Genomic DNA, 20,523 nt, shown 5'->3' with positions numbered 1-20,523 from the left:
GCGAGTGTTTCACGTGAAACACTTAGTCGGCCGTAACCCTGAGTTTAGTCTGAGGGGAAGAGGCGAGACAAATGTGATGAGCGAAAAAAGCCCGGCTTAATAGAAGCCGGGCTTGCTGTTGTTATCTGGGTGAACCGATATCGGCACCGAGACTTATTGTGGTAGCTGGGAAATATCTGCCACTTCAAGGAACAGTGCTTGCAGACTGGCAAGCAGTGCCAAGCGGTTATGGCGGACAGCGTCGTCATCGGCCATGACCATTACCTGATCGAAGAAAGCATCGACAGGTTCACGTAGTGTTGCCAGCGTATCTAGTGCCTGCTGGTAGTCGCCGGCTGAAAATAACGGGGCTACTTGCTGCTGACTGGCTGTTACTGCATTGAACAGCGTCTTCTCAGCCTCTTCCTGAAGTAGGCTCTGATCAACCTGGGTACTACCGTTGTGTTCCTGCTTGCTAAGGATATTAGAAACCCGCTTGTTCGCGGCAGCCAAAGCAGCGGCTTCTTCCCGCTGTGCAAAGGCCTTAACGGCACGCAAGCGGCGAGCAAAATCCAGCGGTTTAGTTACTGGGCGAGCGCGTACCGCCAAGTACATTTCAGCACTAATACCTTCTTCTTGGCCCCAGGCGCGGAAGCGGTCCAGCATGTAGGTCAATACGTCTTCCACCAAGCCTTCCGCCTTAGGCAGGCCTTGGTGCTGTTCTGCGGCTACGCTGAGTAGCTCGCGAAGATCTAAATTAAGCTGACCTTTGACCAGGATGTTAAGCACACCTATAGAGGCACGGCGTAGGGCAAACGGATCCTTTGCGCCGGTTGGGCGCTGGCCAATACCAAAGATGCCAACCAGGGTATCTAGCCGGTCAGCCAATGCTAGCGCTTGGCCTGCAAGGCTTTGTGGAATGTCGTCACTGGCAAAGCGGGGCAGATACTGCTCTTCTAATGCCTGAGCAACCTCAGCTGGCTCACCATCCTGTTCGGCATAATAGCGGCCCATAATGCCCTGAAGTTCTGGGAACTCGAGCACCATCTCGGTGACCAAATCGCACTTGGCCAGTGCCACTGCGCGCTGGGCGTGGCTCACATCTGCATTAATGTGCTCGGCAATATACGTTGCTATCGCTGTGCTGCGGCGTGCTTTGTCAGCCAAGGTGCCTAACTGTTGTTGGAATACCACGCTTTCCAACTGAGGAATACGTGAGGCGAGAGTACGCTTCCGGTCAGTTTCGTAGAAGAAGGCCGCATCGGCCAGGCGTGGGCGAATGACCTTTTCATTGCCGGAAATCACCTGTTGCGGATCAGCGCTGTCGATGTTCGAAATAGTAATGAACAGCGGTTTCAGCTTGCCTTGGTCATCCAGCAGGTGGAAGTACTTTTGGTTAGCCTTCATGGACGAGATTAAGCACTCGGCGGGCACTTCCAGAAAGCGTTCATCGAAGCTGCCGGTTAATGCGACTGGCCATTCGACCAGGCCGCTGACTTCTACCAACAACTCTTCGTCGATAACGGCATTGGCTTCTTGAACCTCTGCTTCAGCTAATACCTGCTCACGGATGCGTTCGCGGCGCCGCTGGCGATCGGCTAGGACGTAGGCATTTTCCAGTGCGGCTAGGTAGTCATCGGCATGTTCAAGCTGTATGGCATCTGGCGCATGGAAGCGGTGGCCAAAGGTGGTACGGCTGGCCTGAAGGCCAAGCGCTTCTGCGGCAATGACGTCGCTGCCATACAGGGCAACTAGCCAGTGAACTGGGCGGGAGAACTCAACGCGTGACGAACCCCAGCGCATATTCTTAGGTACCGGTAGCGATTGTAGCGTTTTGCGAACCATCTCTGGCAGCAGCGCCTGTACCGTCTCGCCTTGCTGCTGTTCGCGGAAACCAAGCCAAGTACCTTTATCGGTTTCTAAGTGAATCAGCTCATCAACGCTGACGCCGCAAGAACGCGCGAAACCTTCGGCTGCTTTGGTGGGCACGCCGTCCTTGAATGCAGCGGCTAGGGCAGGGCCACGACGCTCAACCTCACGGTCAGGCTGTTTGTCTGCAAGCCCGGTAACCTGTACTGCTAAACGGCGCGGGGTTGCGTAAGCAGCGATGCTTTGGAAGGAAATCTCGGCTTCTTGCAGGCCTTTTTCGATGCCAGCAGCAAATGCATCGGAAAGTGTATCTAGCACAGCGGGGGGAAGCTCTTCGGCACCTAGTTCTAATAGAAGCGTATCAACAGCCATTATGCGTCTCCCTGGTCGGCTAGTAGTTCGCGGCGTAGGGCTTCGGGCGCCATCGGGAATCCTTCTGCTTTACGAGACTCAAAATAGGCAGTGGCGACATCCCGCGCCATGGTGCGAACGCGCAGAATAAAGCGCTGGCGTTCGGTTACGGAAATCGCATGACGAGCATCTAACAGGTTAAACGTATGGGACGCTTTCAGAACCTGCTCATAGGCAGGCAGCGGCAGGTTGGCTACCAGGAGCTTACTGCACTCTTTTTCCTGGTGGTCAAAGGCGGCAAATAGCTGATCAACGTCAGCATGCTCAAAATTATACGCCGACTGCTCACGTTCATTCTGAAGATAAACATCTCCGTAGCTGACTTTGCTGCCGTCGGGGGCGATGGCCCATACCAGGTCATATACGCTATCGACGTTTTGCAGGTACATGGCGATACGCTCAAGCCCGTAGGTGAGCTCACCAGTAACGGGGTAGCATTCAATGCCGCCTGCCTGCTGGAAATAAGTAAACTGAGTGACTTCCATGCCGTTGAGCCACACTTCCCAACCTAGGCCCCAGGCACCTAGGGTAGGGGATTCCCAGTTATCTTCCACGAAGCGCACGTCATGGACGAGAGGATCGAGCCCCAGGCGCTTTAATGAGCCTAAATAGAGATCCTGCAGATTGCTGGGCGATGGCTTCATTACCACCTGAAACTGATAATAGTGTTGTAGGCGGTTGGGGTTTTCACCGTAGCGGCCGTCTGTTGGACGGCGGGAAGGCTGCACATAGGCCGCGTTCCAGGTTTCTGGACCAATTGCCCGTAGGAAGGTGGCAGGGTGGAAGGTGCCCGCGCCGACTTCCATATCGAGAGGTTGGAGAATGACACAGCCCTGTTCTGCCCAGTATTGTTGCAGAGCAAGGATCAAGCCTTGAAAGGTCGACACATCGGGTGTCGATTGGTTTGTCGAGACACTCATCGCGGAAAGCACCGTTGGCCATGAATTCATAGGCCGTCAAGTATACAATCACAGAGAGATGGGTTATAGGCACGTTAGCCAACAGAGCTGTTTTTGGTGAGGAGAACGAGATGATCGTTGTAACAGGCGGGGCTGGTTTTATCGGTGCCAATATTGTCAAAGCGCTGAACGCTCGTGGCCGCGATGATGTGATGGTGGTTGATGACCTGCGTGACGGCACTAAGTTCGTCAATTTAGCTGACTGCACGTTGGCCGATTATCTGGATAAAGATGATTTTCTAGCGCGGATTAAGGCGGCATTGCGAGGTGAGTCAGTCGATTTGCCGACCATTGATGCTATTTTCCATGAGGGTGCGTGCTCCGATACGACGGAGTGGGATGGGCACTACATGATGGAGAATAACTTTGAGTACTCAAAAGTGCTGCTTAACTACTGTGAAGCGCTAGGCATTCCATTTCTATACGCTTCATCGGCGGCTACTTATGGCGGTAGTGAGGTGTTTAAAGAGGCGCCTGAGCACGAAAAACCGCTCAACGTCTATGGCTACTCTAAGCTGTTGTTTGATCAGCACGTGCGCTCTCGCTGGGATGAGTTGACGACACAAGTGGTTGGCTTTCGCTATTTCAATGTTTATGGCCCCCGTGAACAGCATAAGGGCAAGATGGCGAGTGTCGCCTACCATAACCATTTACAAATTCGGAATGGGGAAACGTTAAAGCTGTTTGGGGCTTACGGCGGTTATGAGGCGGGAATGCAGAGTCGCGACTTTGTTTTCGTTGGCGATGTGGTCGCTGTCAACCTGTGGTTTTTAGATAACCCTCATGCGTCCGGTATTTTTAATTTGGGCACTGGGCGAGCCGAGCCTTTCAAAGCTATTGGCGAGGCTGTAATCGATTTTTATGGTCAGGGTGAAATTGACTACATACCTTTCCCTGAAGAACTAAAAGGCCGCTATCAAAGTTACACGCGTGCAGATATCAGCAATCTGCGTGCCTCTGGTTGCGATGTTGAGTTCAAAACCGTTGCCCAGGGTGTGAAAGCCTACTTGGAGTGGCTAAATGGCTAATTCTGCCAAGCGCATATTGGTGGTCGGCCCTTCGTGGGTCGGCGATATGGTGATGGCGCAAAGCCTGTTTATGACCTTGAAAGACCGTAACCCAGGGGCAACCCTTGGAGTGGTCGCTCCGGCATGGTCACAGCCTATTTTGGAGCGTATGCCTGAGGTAGACGAGGTGCTTCCATTGGCAGTTGGGCATGGTGAATTTGGCCTTGCCAGCCGCCGTGAGCTGGCTGCCCGTCTACGAGGACGCTTTGATCGTGCCATTGTTCTGCCGCGCTCTTGGAAAGCGGCACTGGTGCCCTTTATGGCGCGTATTCCCGAGCGTATCGGCTTTTTGGGTGAACACCGTTACGGCTTATTGAAAGAGCGCCGCAAACTGGATAAGCAGGTGTTGGATCAAACGGTTAAGCGGTTTGTTTCTCTGGGCCTGCCGCTGGAAGAAGCCATACAAGGCGAATTTGAGATTCCGACACCGCGTTTAACGATTGATCGAAATAACTTGGTCAATTTACGTCTTACTCATGCGCTATCGTCGCGTCCAGCCATCGGTATGATGCCCGGAGCGGAGTACGGGCCCGCTAAGCAGTGGCCGCTAGGCTATTTCCATGCGTTAGCGGTGCGGCTGGTTAAGGATGGATTTGAGGTGCGTGTGTTTGGCGGGCCGAAAGATCATGCCGCCGGAGATAGCATTGTCAAAGGGTTGCCCCATGCGCATAACTTATGCGGCAAAACCCAATTGGCGGATGCGGTAGATCTATTGGCAGACTGCCGTCAGGTGGTCACCAACGATTCAGGCTTAATGCACGTTGCCGCCGCGGTAGGCGTGCGCATTCACGCTCTGTACGGCTCTTCATCTCCTGCTTACACACCACCCCTAACCGATAATGCTGTCATTCACTATCTGGCGCTTTCCTGCTCACCTTGCTTTAAGCGTACCTGCCCACTGGGGCATACCAACTGTCTGAATGATTTAGGCGTGGAGCAAGTGTACCGAGCGATGAGTGTCGATAGTCAGCGTGCTAACGGCGCTAACGTTAGCGCATAATCTCGACTTCATCAGCCTGATCAGCAGGCGTTTCTATGACTTGTTGGTCGGCGCTTGCTTGGGGTTCGCGCCGTTGAGGGGTCAGTCCTTCCCAAAGACGGTGCTGTAAGGCGGTCTCTTCCCGGAGCCGCTCGTTAAGCACCTCAAGCCCATGCGTTTCAACCAGCGTTGGTTGACTGCTAAGTAGAGATGCCCCAAGCCCTGCACGGTTATCGTTAAGCGATAGGCCCATAGCGTCCAAAATAGTCGGGAATACGTCTAACATTGTCGCCCCCCGATGCACTGTCAGCGGTGAGGTACCTTCGCCCAGCATGATCAGCGTATTGTCTCGGTCTAGTGTTGTCAGTTGATCCCAAACCGACACTCGCATCGTAAGGTGGTCGCTGAGCACGACAACCAATGTATTTTCGAGCAGGCCTTCTTGTTCAAGACGCTCAATAAGGTCACGTGCCTGGCTCGCTGAACATTTCACCGAATATAAGATATCTTGACCATCGAATTCGCCCTGACGGTCTATGCATGTCTGGGAGGGAAAGCCATTAGGGGCGTGACCAGCAATGCTGAGATTCACCACTGCCCATGGGCCGTCATCTTGTTCACTTAAACGACGAATCTCATCCACCGTAAAATCGTAAAGCGTATCATCGTATAGACCCCAGCTATTTAGGTACTCTGGGTCCTTGAGTTCCGCTGACAGCTCTTCCTTGCCTTTTACCGTATCAAACTGATGGCCGCGATAGAAAAGCCCTTTACCAGCAAACTGAGCACTCGCTCCACCCAAATAGCTAAGTCGATAGCCTTGAGCCGCTAGCACATCACCCAGGCAATCGACGCCGGGAACTACTTTGGAAAGCGGCTCGAACTGGCTGTCGTGCAAAAGTCCCGCAGGCATCAGCGGCACACCACACTGGCTAGCAATCATGCCTGCCATGGTCCAGCCGGTATTTTCCATTTGCTGGATACCTTCAAAGACCAGCCCGCGTTCGCCTAACGCGGTTAAGTCAGCATAAGCATCACCAAATAGCTCATTGCGATACGTACGCTCAATGCTTTCCAGGTACATGACCAGCAGGTTAGGCGTATTAGCTTGATCGTCCGTGGGCGGCGGCACGTAACGGCGGTCTAGCCAGGCACCATCGTCCGTTACAATGGCCGCGCTGCGTTGCCCTAAACCGTAAAGCATTGGATTTGCGGCTAATAAGAGGAGGGCAACGAAGCGTTCAGTGAGCCGCCATCGCTGATCATGCCGCGTGATCCAGGTAACGGATGCCAGCACTGCGATGACGCTCACTGTGTAAATAACGGCAGTGATCATTTTTTCAGCACCGCCATGTTCGGCCATGCCCGCCTGAAGGTGGAAAAACACCGCACCTAAATCAACATTGCCAAAGCTATCAGCTAAGTAGACATAAATGCCTAGTAAGCTGAGCGGTGCCAGCGACCAAGGCCACATCGTGCGGTAGCGGGCGTTTTGCGGTGCTCCCCAGCGCAACTTGATGCCACAACCTAGCCATACAGCGGCTGTGAAAAATAGTGTCCACCAAGGTAGCCGAGTAAGCACGGTGAGGGCATAGCCAAGACAGATGCCGATTACGAGTAGTGGCAACCATGGAGTAAGTTTGAGTGACCTTAGTGCTGGCATGCGTCTCCCGAAACGAGTGTTGATAGAGTAAAGAAATACGGACGCATATTGATCACAAGATCAGGTGAGAGACTGCCCGGTAGTAGAGATATCTTTAGTGATATCAACACGTCGTAATAGAAAATTTACAGCGTATTATAGGCGGTTATTAACATTATTTTTGGCATATTTCCAAAAAACGCCATTTGCATTAGCCACAGATATAGTCAGCCCACGCCAGCCATCCAGTATGCCGAGGCGGAAAAAATAAGTGCGTATAAATGCGTAAAGTGCCTTGAGAAATATCAGCGCAAAAGGATAATGCTTGAGTTTTTTTGATGATGCGCGAAGGTCTGAATAGCGATTTATCTTATCAAGAAACTGAGCGAGGTCGTTAACGGCAAGATGTTCAATTTTTCCATTAAGCTGAGAAACTTCTGTATTTTTTGCTAAGCTTACTGACTCATGAACAGCGGCATCATTAAAGTTACACGTGTTACGGTTAAACAGCCGAATTAACCAGTCATTTCCCCAGCCAGAGTGGTGAACGGGTTTACCCAGCATCCAGTTTTCGCGCAATATTTTGCCAGCCTGCTGAGGTGTTGCAGTGGCGACCCAGTCATTAATCGCAGCGTTAAGCTCTTTTGTTGGCGCTTCGTCAGCATCTATTGAGAAGATCCAGTCATATTTTGCTAACGATACGGCAGCACGCTTGGTAGGGCCAAAGCCTAAAAATTCACCATGGTGTAATGTTGTATTGGAGTAGGCTTGTACAATGCTACATGTGTCGTCTGTGGAGCCGTTGTCATATACCACGACATCGTCATAGCACGTCAAGGCGTCTAGTGTTCGGCTAAGTGTCGCGGCCGCATTGCGAGTAATGATAACGACGCTCACATCCATAGACATTTATTCACACCCTGCTCTGGTGGTTGGTAGATACAGTACTATACCAGGGTGATGGCAACGATTTGTATGAGGGCAATTTGCATATTATTCACGTTAACCTTGCCAAAGGTTTTCGCGGTGGAGAACGCCAGACAGCGCTGCTAATTCAAGCCTTGCAACGGCATGTAGATCAGCAAACGCTGGTATGCAGGAAAGATTCTCCATTGCGTAATGAACTTCAATGCATTGAGAACTTAAGATTCGTGGATGCTAACCAGCAGATGGCTGGGCATAGGCAAGCCGGCCGCGCATCGGTGGTGCATGCTCATGAAGCTAAAGCGGTACACTGGGCGTGGTTGCATAAGCGTATATACGGTACACCCTATGTGGTGACTCGCCGAGTGGATACACCCATTAAAGATAAATGGGTGAATCGACTGTTCTATCGTAATGCAGATCGTTGTGTCGCTATTTCATCGATTATTCGGCAACAGCTATCACACTGGAATAAGAATGAAGTATTGACGATTCCGAGTGCGATGACGGGATTTACCGCGGATGCCCAAGTTGCTGCTCGCTTTCGTGCCAGCTATCCAGGCCGCTTTATTGTCGGCCATATAGGTGCATTAGTTGATCGTCACAAAGGTCAGCGGGTACTACTTGAAGCTGCAGAACGATTACAGCATAGCTATCCCGAAGTGCTGTGCGTTTTTTTTGGCCGAGGTGAAGACGAGGAAGAGCTTCGCTTGGAAAGCAGTCACTTAAAAAATGTTGTATGGGCTGGCTTTAAGCCTAATATTGGTGATTTTATTCCAGCGCTGGATCTGTTTGTATTTCCGTCTCGCAACGAAGGTCTAGGCTCAGTTCTTTTAGATGTTATGGATGCAAACGTGCCTATTGTTGCTAGTAATGTTGGCGGCATTCCTGATTTAATTAAGCATGGTGAAACAGGTTTTCTAGTAACACCAGAAAGTAGTGAAGAAGTCGAGAGTTGGATAATAAAGCTAGCAAAAAATAAACAGATGAGAGAGTCTTCTGTTGAGAATGCACGTCTTCTTTTAGAGCTTTATAGTAAAGAAAAAATGGCTGAAAGTTATCTCGATGTCTATAAGGGAATTGTTTTTAAATGAACGACTTTTTAAAAGTTAAATGCATCGCTATATTTTTACATAATAGGCCTTTTTTTGGTGCATATGTAGTTCATATTCCTTTTTTAGTCGCTGTTAAGGAAAGGTATCCAAATGCTACATTGGTGGGTATCTCTAAAAGTTCAGGGGCAGACTTCCTAGTTGAAGCAGGTTTTTTAAACGAGCTTGAAGTGATTGACGGCTTTAGCACCACCAGCTTAAGTAGGAAATATAATTTCGATATTGGTTTTAACTTGCGTCCTTCTAGTGTTGGAACTTCTCTGCAAATGTTAAAGCTACGAATTCCTTATAGAATAGGATTTAAAAAATTTGGAGCGTTTTATACGCACTCGGTACCTCTTGATGTAACTACCTACAGGGCAGACCTTTTCTTGTCCCTTCTAGGGATATCATCAACATTAGATATTACTCCCTGTTTGAAAAAACAGATTGAGCCTGATGAAGTATTAAACAATAAAATTGTACTTGCTCCTGGTGCTGGGGGCGAAGAAAAAAAATGGTCGCTTGCTAATTATATTCAGCTAGCAAGAAAGATTTCTGAGTTAAGATCAGAGAAGATTGCTTTTCTCACAGGACCTAAAGAAGAAGAGGAAAAGAACATCCTTGAGCAAGAAGGGTTTTCTGTTATTCATAGTCCTGATGTAACTACTCTTTTTAGATTGGTAAATGGTTGCAAGCTATTTGTCAGTAACGATTGTGGCCCCTCGCATGTCGCCCATATAATGGGAGCAAATCAAGTTGTTGTTTTTAAAGAATATTTGCCTGAATGGTTTCTTGAAAGAGATAACAGTGGTTATGTTTCATCACAAGCAGACCTTTCATCAATTACTCCTGATGAGCTAATAAACTGCGTATCGAAAATCCTCGCGTGTGATGTTGGCGCTGAAAAATAAAGGTTAACGGTTATAACCTTTTAATATGCTAGGCAGCACACTATGGCAATGGAATTTTTTTAGTGACCTTGCTAGGCGGTTTATATTGTGTTCCTGCCACTTACCTGGTGGCCGTTGGCGGCAGCGGTCCAGATCAATCAGCCAGGGTTCGCCATGGGGGTCGATCAAGATATTGCGCGCATTTAGATCAACATGATCAAGGCCTGCTTGATGGAAGCGCTTTATCATTGCGCCAACGCGCTGAAGTAACGCCTCATCTGCTTCCCCTGCCGCCAATAAGCTAGCCAGCGCCTGAGCGCCTGGAATCCTAACGGTGATGAGCGCCGCTTCATACGTAGGGCCGTAACGCATAACACAGCAGGCAACGGGGCGTGGCACTGGCAGTCCCTGGTCATACAGCGCAGCGTTTAAGCGCAGCTCGTGAAACGCACGGGTGCGCTCTTCACCCAGCCACAAGTAGCGTTTCTCGCTTAGCTTGGCGATCAATCCACCGCGGCGATAAGGACGCAATACCCACTGCTCTGAATCACTGGCCTTTAAGAAGAAACTGCTACCCCTTCCTGGTGCTTCCCCGACGATTAAATTACGCTCACGCCAATAGGCCTGATGGAATAGATCAGGATGAAGTGGGTGTGACTGCCCTTGAGACCGTTGTTGCGATCGTTGTTGAGATCCATGTTGCGACAGTTGGTGTGACGTGGCAGCGTCACTTAAACTGTCTACATCATGTAAAATCAGCCAATTTCTTTGCCGGAGTGCCGCTAAGCGCATGAAGCCCTCTCTGCCTGCTCAACCTAACCATATTGCCATTTTGCGCCTCTCCGCGTTGGGAGATGTGTGCAATCTTGTGCCCACGGTGCGTGCGTTGCAGCGCCAATGGCCGCACGCTCGCATTACCTGGATAATCGGCAAGGGGGAGCACAGTTTACTGGCGGGGCTTTCTGGGGTCGAGTTTGTTGTCTATGACAAGTCCACCGGTCTTGCGGGCATGCGTGCCCTGTGGAAAGAGCTTTCCGATACTCGCTTTGATGTACTGCTGCACATGCAGCAAGCGATACGCGCCAGCGTGCTTTCGCTTGGCCTCAAGGCCAATGTACGCGTGGGCTATGATAAGTCGCGCGCCAAAGACGCTCAGCATTGGTTTACACAGCATCAGCTTGCGCCACATTCTAACGCCCATGTGTTGGAGTCGTTTATGGACTTCGCTCGCTTGCTCGGCGTAGAAGATGATCGATTGGAGTGGAATCTGGCCGTACCACCGCTGGCCTATGAAGAAGCCCGAGGGGTCAGTGGCGATACGCCATATCTGGTCATTAATCCTTGCAGCAACGCACGGCTGCGCAATTTCCGCAATTGGTCAGTGGAAGGCTATGCCAGCGTAATTGAACATGCTTGGGTACACCATGGTCTGAAGAGCGTGTTGACCGGTGGGGGGAGTTCATTAGAGCGAGAAATCGGCGATCAAATTGAGGCGCTATGCCAACCGGATAGCGTTATTAATGCTATCGGTGGTACATCGCTCAAAGGCGTACTGGCGTTGATTGACAATGCCCGTGCCGTCATTGCCCCCGACACGGGGCCGGCGCATATGGGGAATGCCATGGGTACGCCCACACTTGGTCTCTATGCGACCACCAATCCTCAGCGTGCCGCGCCTTATTGTTGGCGGGATTTTGCAGTCAATGCTTATCCCGAAGCGGTTCGCACGTATCTGAATAAATCCGTCGATGAGGTTAGCTGGGGACAGCGAGTACGCCATGCGGATGCCATGGATTTGATCAAAGCCGACGACGTGATTGCTAAGCTAGACGCGCTGCTGGCGTATACCGCAGTGCCGCCAACAACAGGACCTTTGGATGAGAGTTGATTTAACCGCCCTGGAACATGCCCGCGTATTGGTGGTGGGGGATGTGATGCTCGACCGCTACTGGCATGGTGGCACGTCGCGTATTTCACCCGAAGCGCCGGTGCCGGTGGTGCGTGTCGAAGATGCTGATGATCGTCCCGGGGGCGCAGCGAACGTGGCACTCAATGTGGCCTCTCTAGGCGGCCACGTCGCCCTGGCAGGTGTGGTGGGAGAGGATGAGAACGCCGAGTTGTTGACGTCGCGTTTGGCATCGTCGAATGTGAGTACTTACTTTCAGCGAAGCCCAGAGATACCAACGATTACCAAGCTGCGTGTGATGAGTCGTAATCAACAGCTACTGCGGCTGGATTTTGAGCAGCGCCTTGATGGTGTCGATACCACTGCTCTGCTGGAGCAGGTCGAAAAAGCGCTGCCTGATTGCGATGTGATGATTCTTTCTGACTACGGTAAAGGAACGCTTAACCAGGTCGAGTCGCTGATTCAGATGGCGCGTGCTTTCGGCAAGCGAGTGCTGGTCGATCCGAAAGGCCAAGATTTTAGTAAGTATCGTGGGGCGAGTTTAATTACGCCTAACTTAACCGAGTTTGAAGCGGTGGTTGGTCACTGTGCCAACGACGATGTTCTTGCCCAGCGCGGAGAAGCGTTGCGCGCCGAGCTTGAGTTAGAAGCGCTGCTGATCACTCGCAGCGAAAAAGGTATGACGCTTATTCGTGAAGGCCTCGCACCGCTCCATTTACCCACCCGCGCCCAGGAAGTGTTCGACGTAACTGGTGCAGGCGATACCGTGATTGGCCTGATGGGGCTCGCGCTGGCATCAGGCCATGCATTGCCAGAAGCAATGATGCTGGCCAACTTAGGGGCGGGCTTGGTGGTGGCCAAACCGGGAACGGCGACGCTCTCGATAGCCGAGCTCTACACCGCGCTACACGGCGACAAGCTGGCTGAATTTGGGGTGATTGACCAAGTCCCGCTGGTCGACGCCGTGCGGGCTGCCCAGCTGCGTGGCGAGCGCGTGGTGATGACCAATGGCTGCTTTGATATTCTTCATGCAGGACACGTGGCCTACCTGGAACAAGCCAAACGCCTGGGGGATCGCCTCATCGTTGCGGTGAATGATGATGCCTCTATTGGCCGTTTGAAAGGCCCTAAACGGCCAATCAACCCGCTTAACCGCCGCATGCAAGTCCTGGCTGGATTAGGCGCTGTCGATTGGGTCGTGCCATTTAATGATGATACTCCCCAAGCGCTAATTGAAGCCGTTTTACCGGATATTTTGGTGAAAGGTGGCGATTACCGCCCTGAAGATATTGCAGGAGGGGAGGCCGTTATCGCCAACGGCGGCGATGTAAAAGTACTTGGCTTTGAAGATGGCGTATCGACCACCGCAATGATTAGCTCCATCCTGGATCGCGAGGGCTAATGGCGTCGCCGATTTGGCCTCGGCTTGTTTATTCAGCGGTGCTTTATATGTTGTCGCCGCTGATTGGCTGGCGCATCTGGCGTGAGCAAGTACTTACTTACTCGCGCTTGCAGCGGCTTGGTATGCGTTTGGGTAAGCTTCCCCCTGGACCGCGAATTTGGTTGCACTGTGCCTCGGTGGGGGAAGTGCGCGCTGCCCGTCCCCTAATAGAGGGTTTGCTGGCGCGTTACCCTCAGCACAGCCTGTTGTTGACCACAATGACCGCGACGGGTGCTCAGCAGGTTCAAACACTCATCGGTGAACAAACCGCGCCGGATCAAGTAAGGCTTGCTCACTGCTTCCTCCCTTTGGATTTTCCGGGAGCGGCCAAGCGTTTTATTACCCGCGTGCAACCCACTCTTGCCATTCTGTTTGAAACCGAACTGTGGCCCAACCTGCTGCACGCTTGCCACCAACAAGCAGTACCTGTCGCGGTCGTCAACGGGCGGCTATCGCCACGAGCCTTTGCACGCTATCAGCGCTTGCGTTCGTTAATGGCGAGTGCATTAGCTAATGTCACATGGCTGGCTGCTAAATCTGCCCAAGATGCCGAGCGCTTTCAGGCACTGGGTTGCCGCGCAGCAGTAACTCATGTCGTTGGATCGTTAAAATTTGAGGTGCCCTCTCAGGAAAAGGCTCTGGAAGAGAGTGAGTACTTACTTCAAGTCTGGGGCGCGCGCCCAGTGTGGGTGGCAGGTTCCACCCGCGACGGGGAAGAAGTACTGCTCTTGGAGGCCCATCGTCAGCTATTGCAGCGCTTTCCAACAGCGTTATTGGTATTGGTGCCGCGACACCCGCAGCGTTTTGACGAAGTGGCCAGGCTGTGTTCCCAAGGCGGCTGGGCACTCAGCCGTCGCAGCCAGCAGCAGGCCGTGACGCCACAAACGCAGGTTTACCTGGGGGATACGCTAGGTGAGCTGGCAACGCTGTATGCAGCAGGGCATGTGGCCTATGTTGGCGGTAGTTTGGTACCGTTGGGTGGCCACAACGTACTGGAGCCTGCGGCGTTAGGTAAGCCAGTGCTCTGCGGCCCTTCGCTTGACAACTTTAGCGATGTGGCAGAGCCGCTGTTAGCGGTAGGTGCGTTAAGCGTGGTGGAAACACCCGATGCCTTAGCCGACGCGCTGGCCGAGCGGCTGGCAACGCCATCATTTGCTCTGCAAATTGGGCAGGCTGGGCGAGAGGCAGTTGAAGCCCATAGAGGCGCATTGGCGCGCACGCTCGATGGGCTTAGTCCGTGGTTAACGTAACGCGGTTCGTTCTACGCCGTCCGTTTTACCTAACAGCAGTACATCGGCACCGCGCTGGGCGAATAAACCGTTCGTGACGACGCCTACAATGGCATTAATACACGCTTCCATGGAGGCTGGGTCGTCGATCATAAAGTCAAAACAGTCGATAATTTGATTGCCATTATCGGTGACTACCCCTTGCCGATAGACGGGGTCAGCACCTAGCTTGACCAGCTCCCGAGCGACGTAGGAGCGTGCCATCGGAATAACTTCTACCGGTAGCGGGAAGTTGCCAAGTTGGTTCACGTATTTAGAGCCATCGGCAATGCAAATAAATCGCTTGGCGCAGGCGGCGACGATTTTTTCCCGGGTTAGGGCGGCGCCACCCCCTTTAATCATTTGTAAGTTAGCGTTTACTTCGTCTGCACCGTCGATGTAAAAAGGAACATCGCCAACATTGTTCAGCTCGAATACCTCAATACCTAGCGCCTGTAGGCGCTTAGCACTGGCTTCTGAGCTGGCAACGGCCCCTTTGAAACGATCTCTTAGCGGGCCTAAACGATCAATAAACAGGTTCGCTGTGGAACCTGTGCCAATACCTAGCACGGTATCTTTTTCGAGATGAGGCTCAATCTCTTTAACCGCAGCATCCGCTACGGCCGCTTTCAATTCATCTTGGGTCATCATATTTTCCTGCGTCAGGGTTAGGCAGTGTTCCCTAGTATAACGGCCTTAGCGTCCACTGCCGATGGAAACGCCGCTAGACGACGCTAGGCGTAATCTGCTACCAATAAAGGCTTTGCTCTCTCCCGTCAGGGTCACGTTATTTTTTTGGGATTCCCGCATGCTCGAAGCAACCGTCAAAAAGATCCTCCAAGCCCGCGTTTATGAAGCCGCTTGTGAGACCCCTATTTCACCCGCTCCCTTTTTGTCGCGTCGTTTCAATAACCAAATTTTGATTAAGCGCGAAGATCTTCAGCCAGTGTTTTCTTTCAAGATTCGTGGTGCTTACAACAAAATGGCCCAGCTAACTGAAGAGCAGAAGGCCAAGGGCGTGATTGCAGCATCGGCGGGCAATCATGCCCAGGGTTTGGCTATGGCAGCCAAGCTGATGGGGGTGAAGGCGGTTATTGTGATGCCGCGTATTACGCCCGATATTAAGGTTCAGGCAGTACGTGCCCGCGGTGCTAAGGTTATTTTGAAAGGTGATGCATTTGCTGCTGCTGCTGAGCATGCTCAAGAATTGATTAAAGAGCATGGCTATACCTATATTCCGCCGTTTGATGATATCGATGTAGTTGCAGGTCAGGGCACTATTGGTGTTGAAATTCTGCGCCAGCACAGTGGCCGTCTAGACGCTATTTTTATTCCTGTCGGTGGCGGCGGCTTAATTGCAGGCGTCGCAGCGTATGTGAAATATCTGCGCCCAGATATCAAAATCATTGCCGTAGAAGCCGAAGACAGTGCCTGTTTAAAAGCCGCGCTAGAAGCCGGGGAGCGGGTCGTGCTGGATCAAGTTGGCGTGTTCGCGGAGGGTGTCGCCGTCGCGCAAATCGGTGAAGTGCCCTTTTCTCTGGTACGTGACTTAATCGACGACGTTATCACGGTGAATACCGATGAGATGTGTGCAGCGGTGAAGGATATCTTTGAAGATACACGTGCCGTCGCAGAAACGTCAGGGGCGCTTTCGCTAGCTGGCTTGAAGAAATATGTGCAGCAAACCGGTGCTGAAGGCGAGACGTTGATATGTATTAACTCTGGCGCGAATACCAATTTTGATCGTTTGCAACATATTGCGGAACGCACCGAGCTGGGTGAGCAGCGTGAAGCGATATTGGCGGTGACCATTGCGGAAAACCCAGGCAGTTTTAAAAAGTTTTGCCGCACGCTGGGCAAGCGCATGGTCACCGAGTTCAGCTATCGCTATGCAGATAATAGCGAGGCTCATATCTTTGTGGGTGTTCAAGTTAAACCGGGTGGGGAAGACCGCCAGGCGGTGATTGATAAGCTTCGTGAAGCTGGCTATCAGGTTGAAGATTTGACCGACAATGAGCTGGCGAAGCTACATATCCGCCATCTTAGTGGTGGTCGGCCCAGCGAGCGCTTTGAAGAAGAGCTCTACCGCTTTGAGTTCCCGGAGCGCCCGGGTGCGCTAATGAACTTTTTAACCCAGCTACCCCATGACTGGAATATTTCACTGTTCCACTACCGAAATCATGGTGCTGCCTACGGTCGTGTATTGGTCGGTATGCAAGTGCCGAGCAGTGATCAAACCCATGTTGCAGAGTACTTAGATGCGATTGGCTACCGTTATTGGCGAGAGAGCGATAACCCAGCGTATAAGCTCTTTATGGCGTAAAGAATTGTAAGTACTCACTAACCCCGGGATGCAGAGTTGTTAAGAAGAGTGAGCTTCTGAAAACGTTTAATGATGCGTTAAAAATAGCACTGAAAGCAGTTGTCAGTCCTCTTCTATAGCCCTATAGTCGTGGGCGAAATTAATGAGGTGTGTCATCTTTTTAGAAACACTGTTTAGATGACGCATTAAGGATATTTGGCAACCGTAAAAGACGTTGGAGATGAGGCATGCGGCGTAAAAAGCCTGATATGGTGATGGCGCTAACAGTGGTGTTTTTACTTGGAGTACTCGCCACTGGATACGCGCAAGCGCTATCGGGGAGTTAACTTACTAAGTTGATCACAGCGCTTTCAGCGTAAACGCTGCGCCAAGCTAGTCGAGGTTGATATTTAAAACGGGCTGATCTTAATGATCAGCCCGTTTTAGTTGGTCGAATAACCCTTGTGTCACTTGCTATCACGTCCAACGGAATATCCCAAGGCTCGATGGGTAGCGCATCCACCTGTTGGCAGGCGTGAGCAACGCCTATAAGTGTCGGTGCTGGCCCTTGGCGGCGCATAAAAGCGAGGCTGCGATCATAGAAACCACCTCCCATGCCCATGCGATTTGCTTGCTTATCAAAACCTACCAGCGGAACAATAAGCGTATCTAGCGCCCAAGCTGGCAGGCGATTGCGCCTATCGGCGGCAAATCGTGAACAGGGCTCTGCGATGCCAAAACGGTTTTTAACCATGGGGGTAGATTCGCGGTAGGCAACAAACCAAAGGCGATTAGTCGAAAATGGGCGCAATACCGGTAAGTAAATACTTACTTTTCGCTGTCGAAGCCAAGGTATTAATGGTGTCGGGTCTATCTCGCCGTTAACCGGTAAATAAAGGCTAATGCGTTTCGCACGACAAATTTCAGGCAGCCCTTTAAGGCGCTGGCAAAGGGCGGTAGCGGCTTGTTTTTGCTGATCTAGGGAAAGGGTGCGGCGTCTGCGTCTAAGCTCACGACGAAGCGCAATTTTATCGCCGAATGTACTGCGGGCAGCAGTATCGTTCATAACGAGCTACTCGTGATGAGCTAATCAAGACTAAGTGTTCCCCAGAATGCCGCTGTCGTTCTGGCCCTGAACCTACTGGTTCAGGTGGGTGGCCGCAGCCAAACCGTCAGGCTTTCCGACGCACGGACATGCACACGGGTTTGGCTAGCATTTGGCCCCCTGGGTACTTCGCATAGGCTCGAGGGACTATAACGACTGGCGTACACCCCAGAGAACATCTCTATCCTAACAGAGCCAGTGGTAATGCCAAAGAGCCGACAGCAGGTTCTTACGGTTCTTTTTGCTGGCGTGTATCCGCTAGTGCCCGTTCAAGGCGGTCGTTTAGGCGGTTCAGGTTTGCTTCGCTCGCGCGGTGCTCATCCATAATTTCAAGCAACTCATGGGTGATATTCAGCGCTGCCATCACTGCAACCCGCTCGCTGCCAAGGGCATTGCTTTGGGCGTGAATGCCATTCATCGCGCGATCTAAATAGCGAGCAGCACGTTCCAGCTTAGCTTCTTCGCCAGTGTCGCAAGCAATCATGTAGCTGCGACCCAGTAGGGTGATTTCTTTGGTTGGCCGCTTCGCGTTACTCATCAAAAACTCCGGCACAGGTCATTTTATTGACCAATGCGTTAACATCGCTGCATAGGAAGGATAGTTGGCGTTCACTATAAGAGAGCCGCTTATGTGGGGTCAACGCACAGGCGCGCGCGCCGTAAGATTCCTTCTGCGGTTTAACACCCTTAGCGATGTTGTTACGACGACTTCATTCCCCATTTTGTATAGCGAGCAATGCCCATGTCCCTAATCAATGAACGCCAGGATTTTTCTGACGTCGCGGATGTTTTTCTTCTGCATGGAAGTATGCAGTCGCCCGCGTTTTTGGATGGCCGCCTAAGTGGTCTGTTAGCGCTGCGTGATGTGACGGCTGAAGCATGGCTAGAAGAGGTATGCCTAAGCTTAGGGGTCGAGCAGCCGCGAGATCCTGATAGCGCTGAACGCTTACTAGGTTGGCGGCGTCAAACGCTGGAGGCATTGAGCGCCAGCGATTTGAATTACACACCGCTGCTACCCGATGAGCTTTTTTCACTCGCCGAGCAAGCCCAGGGGCTAAAAGAGTGGACGCTGGGTTTTATGGAAGTCGTTGAAGACGTGGCTGATGAAGCGCTACGCGAGCGCTGGTCTAAGACGCTTCAAGAAGCCATCGAGGATCTCGCAGGACTCGTACAGATCGAAACCGATATCGAGGATAGTCCTGAAAACGAAAATGATCTATTTGCGCTGACGGAACACGCGCGTATGGCGGCAATGTTGCTCTACACCGAGCAGCACCCAGGAATGCCCCAGGTTGAGCAGACCGACGCCCCCGTTCATTAATACAGGAGTTATCTATGTTACCTGAGTTACTGCCTCGGCCCGCCGCTATTGCGCCTGCAGAGTACCGCCAGCGCCGAGAAGCGCTCATCGCCCAACTGCCTGCCAATGCTGCGCTAGTGGTGCCAAGCGCTGCCTTGGTAACGCGCTCTCACGATAGCGAATACGCGTTCCGCCAGCAGAGTGATTTTTACTACTTAACCGGCATTCAAGAGCCCGATGCGTTGCTTGTAGTGCTGCCTGGGCGCGAGGCAGGCCAAAGCGTGGTGTTTTGCCAAGACCGCGACGCCACGATGGAAGCCTGGACAGGTAGACGGCTAGGCGCCCAGGGCGTTGAGGCTCAGCATGGCATTGACCAAGCGTTTGAAAATGCTCAGCGGGAAGAGCTGTTACCAGGTCTATTGGCAGGCCGCGAACTGCTCTACCTGCCGTTAGATAATCCCGAGGCGCTGAATATTGCAGAAGAGGCGTTGGCCTGCGCTCAAGCTGGCCTACGCCGAGGTAAGCCAGCATTGAAAGGATGGTTGGATAGCCGCCCGCTTGTTCATGAGATGCGCCTCATTAAAAGCCCTGCTGAAATTACCCTACTGCGCCATGCGGCCGCTATTTCAGCAAAGGCGCATACGCGTGCGATGCGTGTCTGCCGTCCAGGGTTAAGCGAGTATCAGTTGCAGGCAGAGTTAGAGCACGAATTCGTTTGGCAAGGTGCTAGCGGGCCTGCGTATAGCACCATTGTTGGTGGTGGCGTTAACGCTTGCGTGCTGCACTATATTGAGAACAGCGATACGTTGCAGGCCGATACACTTGTGCTGATTGACGCAGGGGCCGAGTTCGACCTCTACGCTGGGGATATTACCCGTACTTTCCCGGTTAATGGTCGGTTCAATGACGCTCAGCGGGCGCTTTATCAAGTGGTGCTAGATGCGCAAGAGCGTGCAGTGCACGCCGTCAAGCCGGGAGCCACGCTGGCGGATATTCACCAAGGGGTCGTGAGGGATTTAACCGCTGGGCTGATCGGTCTCGGGTTGTTAGAGGGCGATGTGCAGGAGCGCATTGACGATGAGAGCTATCGGCGCTTCTACCTGCACTCTACGTCCCATTGGTTGGGGTTAGACGTGCACGATGTAGGAACTTATCGGTTGGATGAAGAGACGCCGCGCCTGCTAACCGAAGGCATGGTCGTCACGATTGAGCCTGGTTTATACATTCCCAGCGATGATGATATTCCTGCCGCTTACCGCGGAATTGGCATTCGTATTGAAGATGATGTCGTGGTGACCCGTGATGGGCACGAAGTGCTTACGTCAGACGTGCCGAAGCGAATTGCTGATATAGAGCAATTAATGGTTAATAAATAAGCAGTAAAATT

General features: G+C 52.0%; 18 protein-coding genes and 1 other RNA gene. 10 read left to right on the top strand and 9 right to left on the bottom strand.

Features of this window, described 5'->3' with window-relative positions; genetic code table 11:
* Window positions 1–153: 153 nt before the first annotated feature.
* Entirely contained in the window at window positions 154–2,220 is a 2,067-nt protein-coding gene (glyS, locus tag INT19_RS04780; RefSeq protein WP_193059910.1) for a glycine--tRNA ligase subunit beta, read from the bottom strand.
* Window positions 2,220–3,179, bottom strand: a complete 960-nt coding sequence (gene glyQ / locus INT19_RS04775; protein ID WP_120385992.1) for a glycine--tRNA ligase subunit alpha — start codon at window positions 3,177–3,179, stop codon at window positions 2,220–2,222. The genes glyS and glyQ overlap by 1 nt, the downstream gene beginning before the upstream one ends.
* A 110-nt stretch (window positions 3,180–3,289) precedes the next feature.
* On the opposite strand from glyQ, the gene rfaD reads away from it, so the two are divergent.
* Complete coding sequence (rfaD, locus tag INT19_RS04770) at window positions 3,290–4,246, top strand: ADP-glyceromanno-heptose 6-epimerase (protein WP_089040115.1); 957 nt, start codon at window positions 3,290–3,292, stop codon at window positions 4,244–4,246.
* Complete coding sequence (waaF, locus tag INT19_RS04765; protein ID WP_120385991.1) at window positions 4,239–5,285, top strand: lipopolysaccharide heptosyltransferase II; 1,047 nt, start codon at window positions 4,239–4,241, stop codon at window positions 5,283–5,285. The genes rfaD and waaF overlap by 8 nt, the downstream gene beginning before the upstream one ends.
* On the opposite strand, the gene INT19_RS04760 is transcribed toward waaF, so the two are convergent.
* Both INT19_RS04760 and INT19_RS04755 read right to left on the bottom strand, forming a co-directional pair.
* Window positions 5,275–6,927 carry a sulfatase-like hydrolase/transferase gene (locus INT19_RS04760; RefSeq protein WP_193059909.1) on the bottom strand — a complete coding sequence of 551 codons (1,653 nt, stop codon included), beginning with the start codon at window positions 6,925–6,927 and terminating at the stop codon, window positions 5,275–5,277. The genes waaF and INT19_RS04760 overlap by 11 nt on opposite strands.
* 135 nt (window positions 6,928–7,062) lie before the next feature.
* Window positions 7,063–7,809 (bottom strand): glycosyltransferase family 2 protein, encoded by a 747-nt coding sequence (locus INT19_RS04755; RefSeq protein ID WP_226916888.1) that lies wholly within the window; start codon window positions 7,807–7,809, stop codon window positions 7,063–7,065.
* 83 nt (window positions 7,810–7,892) lie between these two features.
* Between INT19_RS04755 and INT19_RS04750 the strand changes: the two genes are divergently transcribed.
* Entirely contained in the window at window positions 7,893–8,924 is a 1,032-nt protein-coding gene (locus INT19_RS04750; RefSeq protein WP_193059907.1) for a glycosyltransferase family 4 protein, read from the top strand.
* On the top strand, window positions 8,921–9,835 hold the full coding sequence (locus tag INT19_RS04745; protein ID WP_193059906.1) for a glycosyltransferase family 9 protein: 915 nt from the start codon (window positions 8,921–8,923) through the stop codon (window positions 9,833–9,835). Before INT19_RS04750 ends, INT19_RS04745 begins: the two co-directional genes overlap by 4 nt.
* Window positions 9,836–9,838: 3 nt before the next feature.
* Here INT19_RS04745 and INT19_RS04740 read toward each other — a convergent pair whose 3' ends face one another.
* Window positions 9,839–10,606 carry a 3-deoxy-D-manno-octulosonic acid kinase gene (locus INT19_RS04740; RefSeq protein ID WP_193059905.1) on the bottom strand — a complete coding sequence of 256 codons (768 nt, stop codon included), beginning with the start codon at window positions 10,604–10,606 and terminating at the stop codon, window positions 9,839–9,841.
* On the opposite strand from INT19_RS04740, the gene INT19_RS04735 reads away from it, so the two are divergent.
* Genes INT19_RS04735 through waaA form a run of 3 tightly spaced genes read left to right on the top strand, consistent with a single transcriptional unit; the run spans window position 10,605 to window position 14,411 of the window.
* Window positions 10,605–11,702, top strand: coding sequence for a glycosyltransferase family 9 protein (locus INT19_RS04735; RefSeq protein WP_089040108.1), 1,098 nt, complete (start codon window positions 10,605–10,607; stop codon window positions 11,700–11,702). The genes INT19_RS04740 and INT19_RS04735 overlap by 2 nt on opposite strands.
* On the top strand, window positions 11,692–13,122 hold the full coding sequence (gene hldE, locus INT19_RS04730; RefSeq protein WP_193059904.1) for a bifunctional D-glycero-beta-D-manno-heptose-7-phosphate kinase/D-glycero-beta-D-manno-heptose 1-phosphate adenylyltransferase HldE: 1,431 nt from the start codon (window positions 11,692–11,694) through the stop codon (window positions 13,120–13,122). Before INT19_RS04735 ends, hldE begins: the two co-directional genes overlap by 11 nt.
* Entirely contained in the window at window positions 13,122–14,411 is a 1,290-nt protein-coding gene (waaA, locus tag INT19_RS04725; RefSeq protein ID WP_193059903.1) for a lipid IV(A) 3-deoxy-D-manno-octulosonic acid transferase, read from the top strand. Before hldE ends, waaA begins: the two co-directional genes overlap by 1 nt.
* Here waaA and rpiA read toward each other — a convergent pair.
* Window positions 14,403–15,077, bottom strand: a complete 675-nt coding sequence (gene rpiA / locus INT19_RS04720) for a ribose-5-phosphate isomerase RpiA (RefSeq protein ID WP_193059902.1) — start codon at window positions 15,075–15,077, stop codon at window positions 14,403–14,405. The two genes, waaA and rpiA, sit on opposite strands and share 9 nt — an antisense overlap.
* Window positions 15,078–15,237: 160 nt before the next feature.
* Between rpiA and ilvA the strand changes: the two genes are divergently transcribed.
* The gene (ilvA, locus tag INT19_RS04715; protein ID WP_193059901.1) at window positions 15,238–16,752 is read left to right on the top strand and encodes a threonine ammonia-lyase, biosynthetic; all 1,515 of its coding nucleotides are present in this window, start codon (window positions 15,238–15,240) and stop codon (window positions 16,750–16,752) included.
* A gap of 412 nt (window positions 16,753–17,164) precedes the next feature.
* On the opposite strand, the gene INT19_RS04710 is transcribed toward ilvA, so the two are convergent.
* The 3 genes from INT19_RS04710 to INT19_RS04700 form a co-directional block, all read right to left on the bottom strand.
* Window positions 17,165–17,797, bottom strand: a complete 633-nt coding sequence (locus INT19_RS04710; protein WP_193059900.1) for a 5-formyltetrahydrofolate cyclo-ligase — start codon at window positions 17,795–17,797, stop codon at window positions 17,165–17,167.
* 34 nt (window positions 17,798–17,831) lie between these two features.
* Window positions 17,832–18,014, bottom strand: a non-coding RNA gene (gene ssrS, locus INT19_RS04705) — 6S RNA.
* Window positions 18,015–18,065: 51 nt separating this feature from the next.
* Window positions 18,066–18,374, bottom strand: a complete 309-nt coding sequence (locus tag INT19_RS04700) for a cell division protein ZapA (protein ID WP_089040104.1) — start codon at window positions 18,372–18,374, stop codon at window positions 18,066–18,068.
* Between the two features lie 204 nt (window positions 18,375–18,578).
* Here INT19_RS04700 and INT19_RS04695 point away from each other — a divergent pair, with 204 nt between their 5' ends.
* Both INT19_RS04695 and pepP read left to right on the top strand, forming a co-directional pair.
* Window positions 18,579–19,157: a UPF0149 family protein gene (locus INT19_RS04695; RefSeq protein WP_193059899.1), complete on the top strand. Its 579-nt coding sequence runs from the start codon at window positions 18,579–18,581 to the stop codon at window positions 19,155–19,157.
* Between the two features lie 14 nt (window positions 19,158–19,171).
* A complete protein-coding gene (pepP, locus tag INT19_RS04690) occupies window positions 19,172–20,512 on the top strand; it encodes a Xaa-Pro aminopeptidase (RefSeq protein WP_193059898.1) in 1,341 nt (446 codons plus the stop codon).
* The last annotated feature ends 11 nt before the right edge of the window (window positions 20,513–20,523 follow it).

This window comes from Halomonas sp. 3A7M (assembly GCF_014897875.1).
In the GTDB taxonomy this organism is placed as follows: Bacteria; Pseudomonadota; Gammaproteobacteria; order Pseudomonadales; family Halomonadaceae; genus Vreelandella.
The sequence above is the reverse complement of the archived record's forward strand: the minus strand, read 5'-3'. Positions and strand labels throughout refer to the sequence as shown.

What these genes read in the sequence shown, in the direction of transcription:
- INT19_RS04760 (WP_193059909.1), bottom strand. Translation starts at nt 6,927, where the DNA reads ATGCCAGCACTAAGGTCACTCAAACTTACTCCATGGTTGCCACTACTC.
- rpiA (WP_193059902.1), bottom strand. Translation starts at nt 15,077, where the DNA reads ATGACCCAAGATGAATTGAAAGCGGCCGTAGCGGATGCTGCGGTTAAA.
- waaF (WP_120385991.1), top strand. Translation starts at nt 4,239, where the DNA reads ATGGCTAATTCTGCCAAGCGCATATTGGTGGTCGGCCCTTCGTGGGTC.
- pepP (WP_193059898.1), top strand. Translation starts at nt 19,172, where the DNA reads ATGTTACCTGAGTTACTGCCTCGGCCCGCCGCTATTGCGCCTGCAGAG.
- INT19_RS04755 (WP_226916888.1), bottom strand. Translation starts at nt 7,809, where the DNA reads ATGGATGTGAGCGTCGTTATCATTACTCGCAATGCGGCCGCGACACTT.
- INT19_RS04700 (WP_089040104.1), bottom strand. Translation starts at nt 18,374, where the DNA reads ATGAGTAACGCGAAGCGGCCAACCAAAGAAATCACCCTACTGGGTCGC.
- INT19_RS04745 (WP_193059906.1), top strand. Translation starts at nt 8,921, where the DNA reads ATGAACGACTTTTTAAAAGTTAAATGCATCGCTATATTTTTACATAAT.
- rfaD (WP_089040115.1), top strand. Translation starts at nt 3,290, where the DNA reads ATGATCGTTGTAACAGGCGGGGCTGGTTTTATCGGTGCCAATATTGTC.
- INT19_RS04740 (WP_193059905.1), bottom strand. Translation starts at nt 10,606, where the DNA reads ATGCGCTTAGCGGCACTCCGGCAAAGAAATTGGCTGATTTTACATGAT.
- ilvA (WP_193059901.1), top strand. Translation starts at nt 15,238, where the DNA reads ATGCTCGAAGCAACCGTCAAAAAGATCCTCCAAGCCCGCGTTTATGAA.
- INT19_RS04735 (WP_089040108.1), top strand. Translation starts at nt 10,605, where the DNA reads ATGAAGCCCTCTCTGCCTGCTCAACCTAACCATATTGCCATTTTGCGC.
- glyS (WP_193059910.1), bottom strand. Translation starts at nt 2,220, where the DNA reads ATGGCTGTTGATACGCTTCTATTAGAACTAGGTGCCGAAGAGCTTCCC.
- INT19_RS04710 (WP_193059900.1), bottom strand. Translation starts at nt 17,797, where the DNA reads ATGAACGATACTGCTGCCCGCAGTACATTCGGCGATAAAATTGCGCTT.
- glyQ (WP_120385992.1), bottom strand. Translation starts at nt 3,179, where the DNA reads ATGAGTGTCTCGACAAACCAATCGACACCCGATGTGTCGACCTTTCAA.
- waaA (WP_193059903.1), top strand. Translation starts at nt 13,122, where the DNA reads ATGGCGTCGCCGATTTGGCCTCGGCTTGTTTATTCAGCGGTGCTTTAT.
- hldE (WP_193059904.1), top strand. Translation starts at nt 11,692, where the DNA reads ATGAGAGTTGATTTAACCGCCCTGGAACATGCCCGCGTATTGGTGGTG.
- INT19_RS04695 (WP_193059899.1), top strand. Translation starts at nt 18,579, where the DNA reads ATGTCCCTAATCAATGAACGCCAGGATTTTTCTGACGTCGCGGATGTT.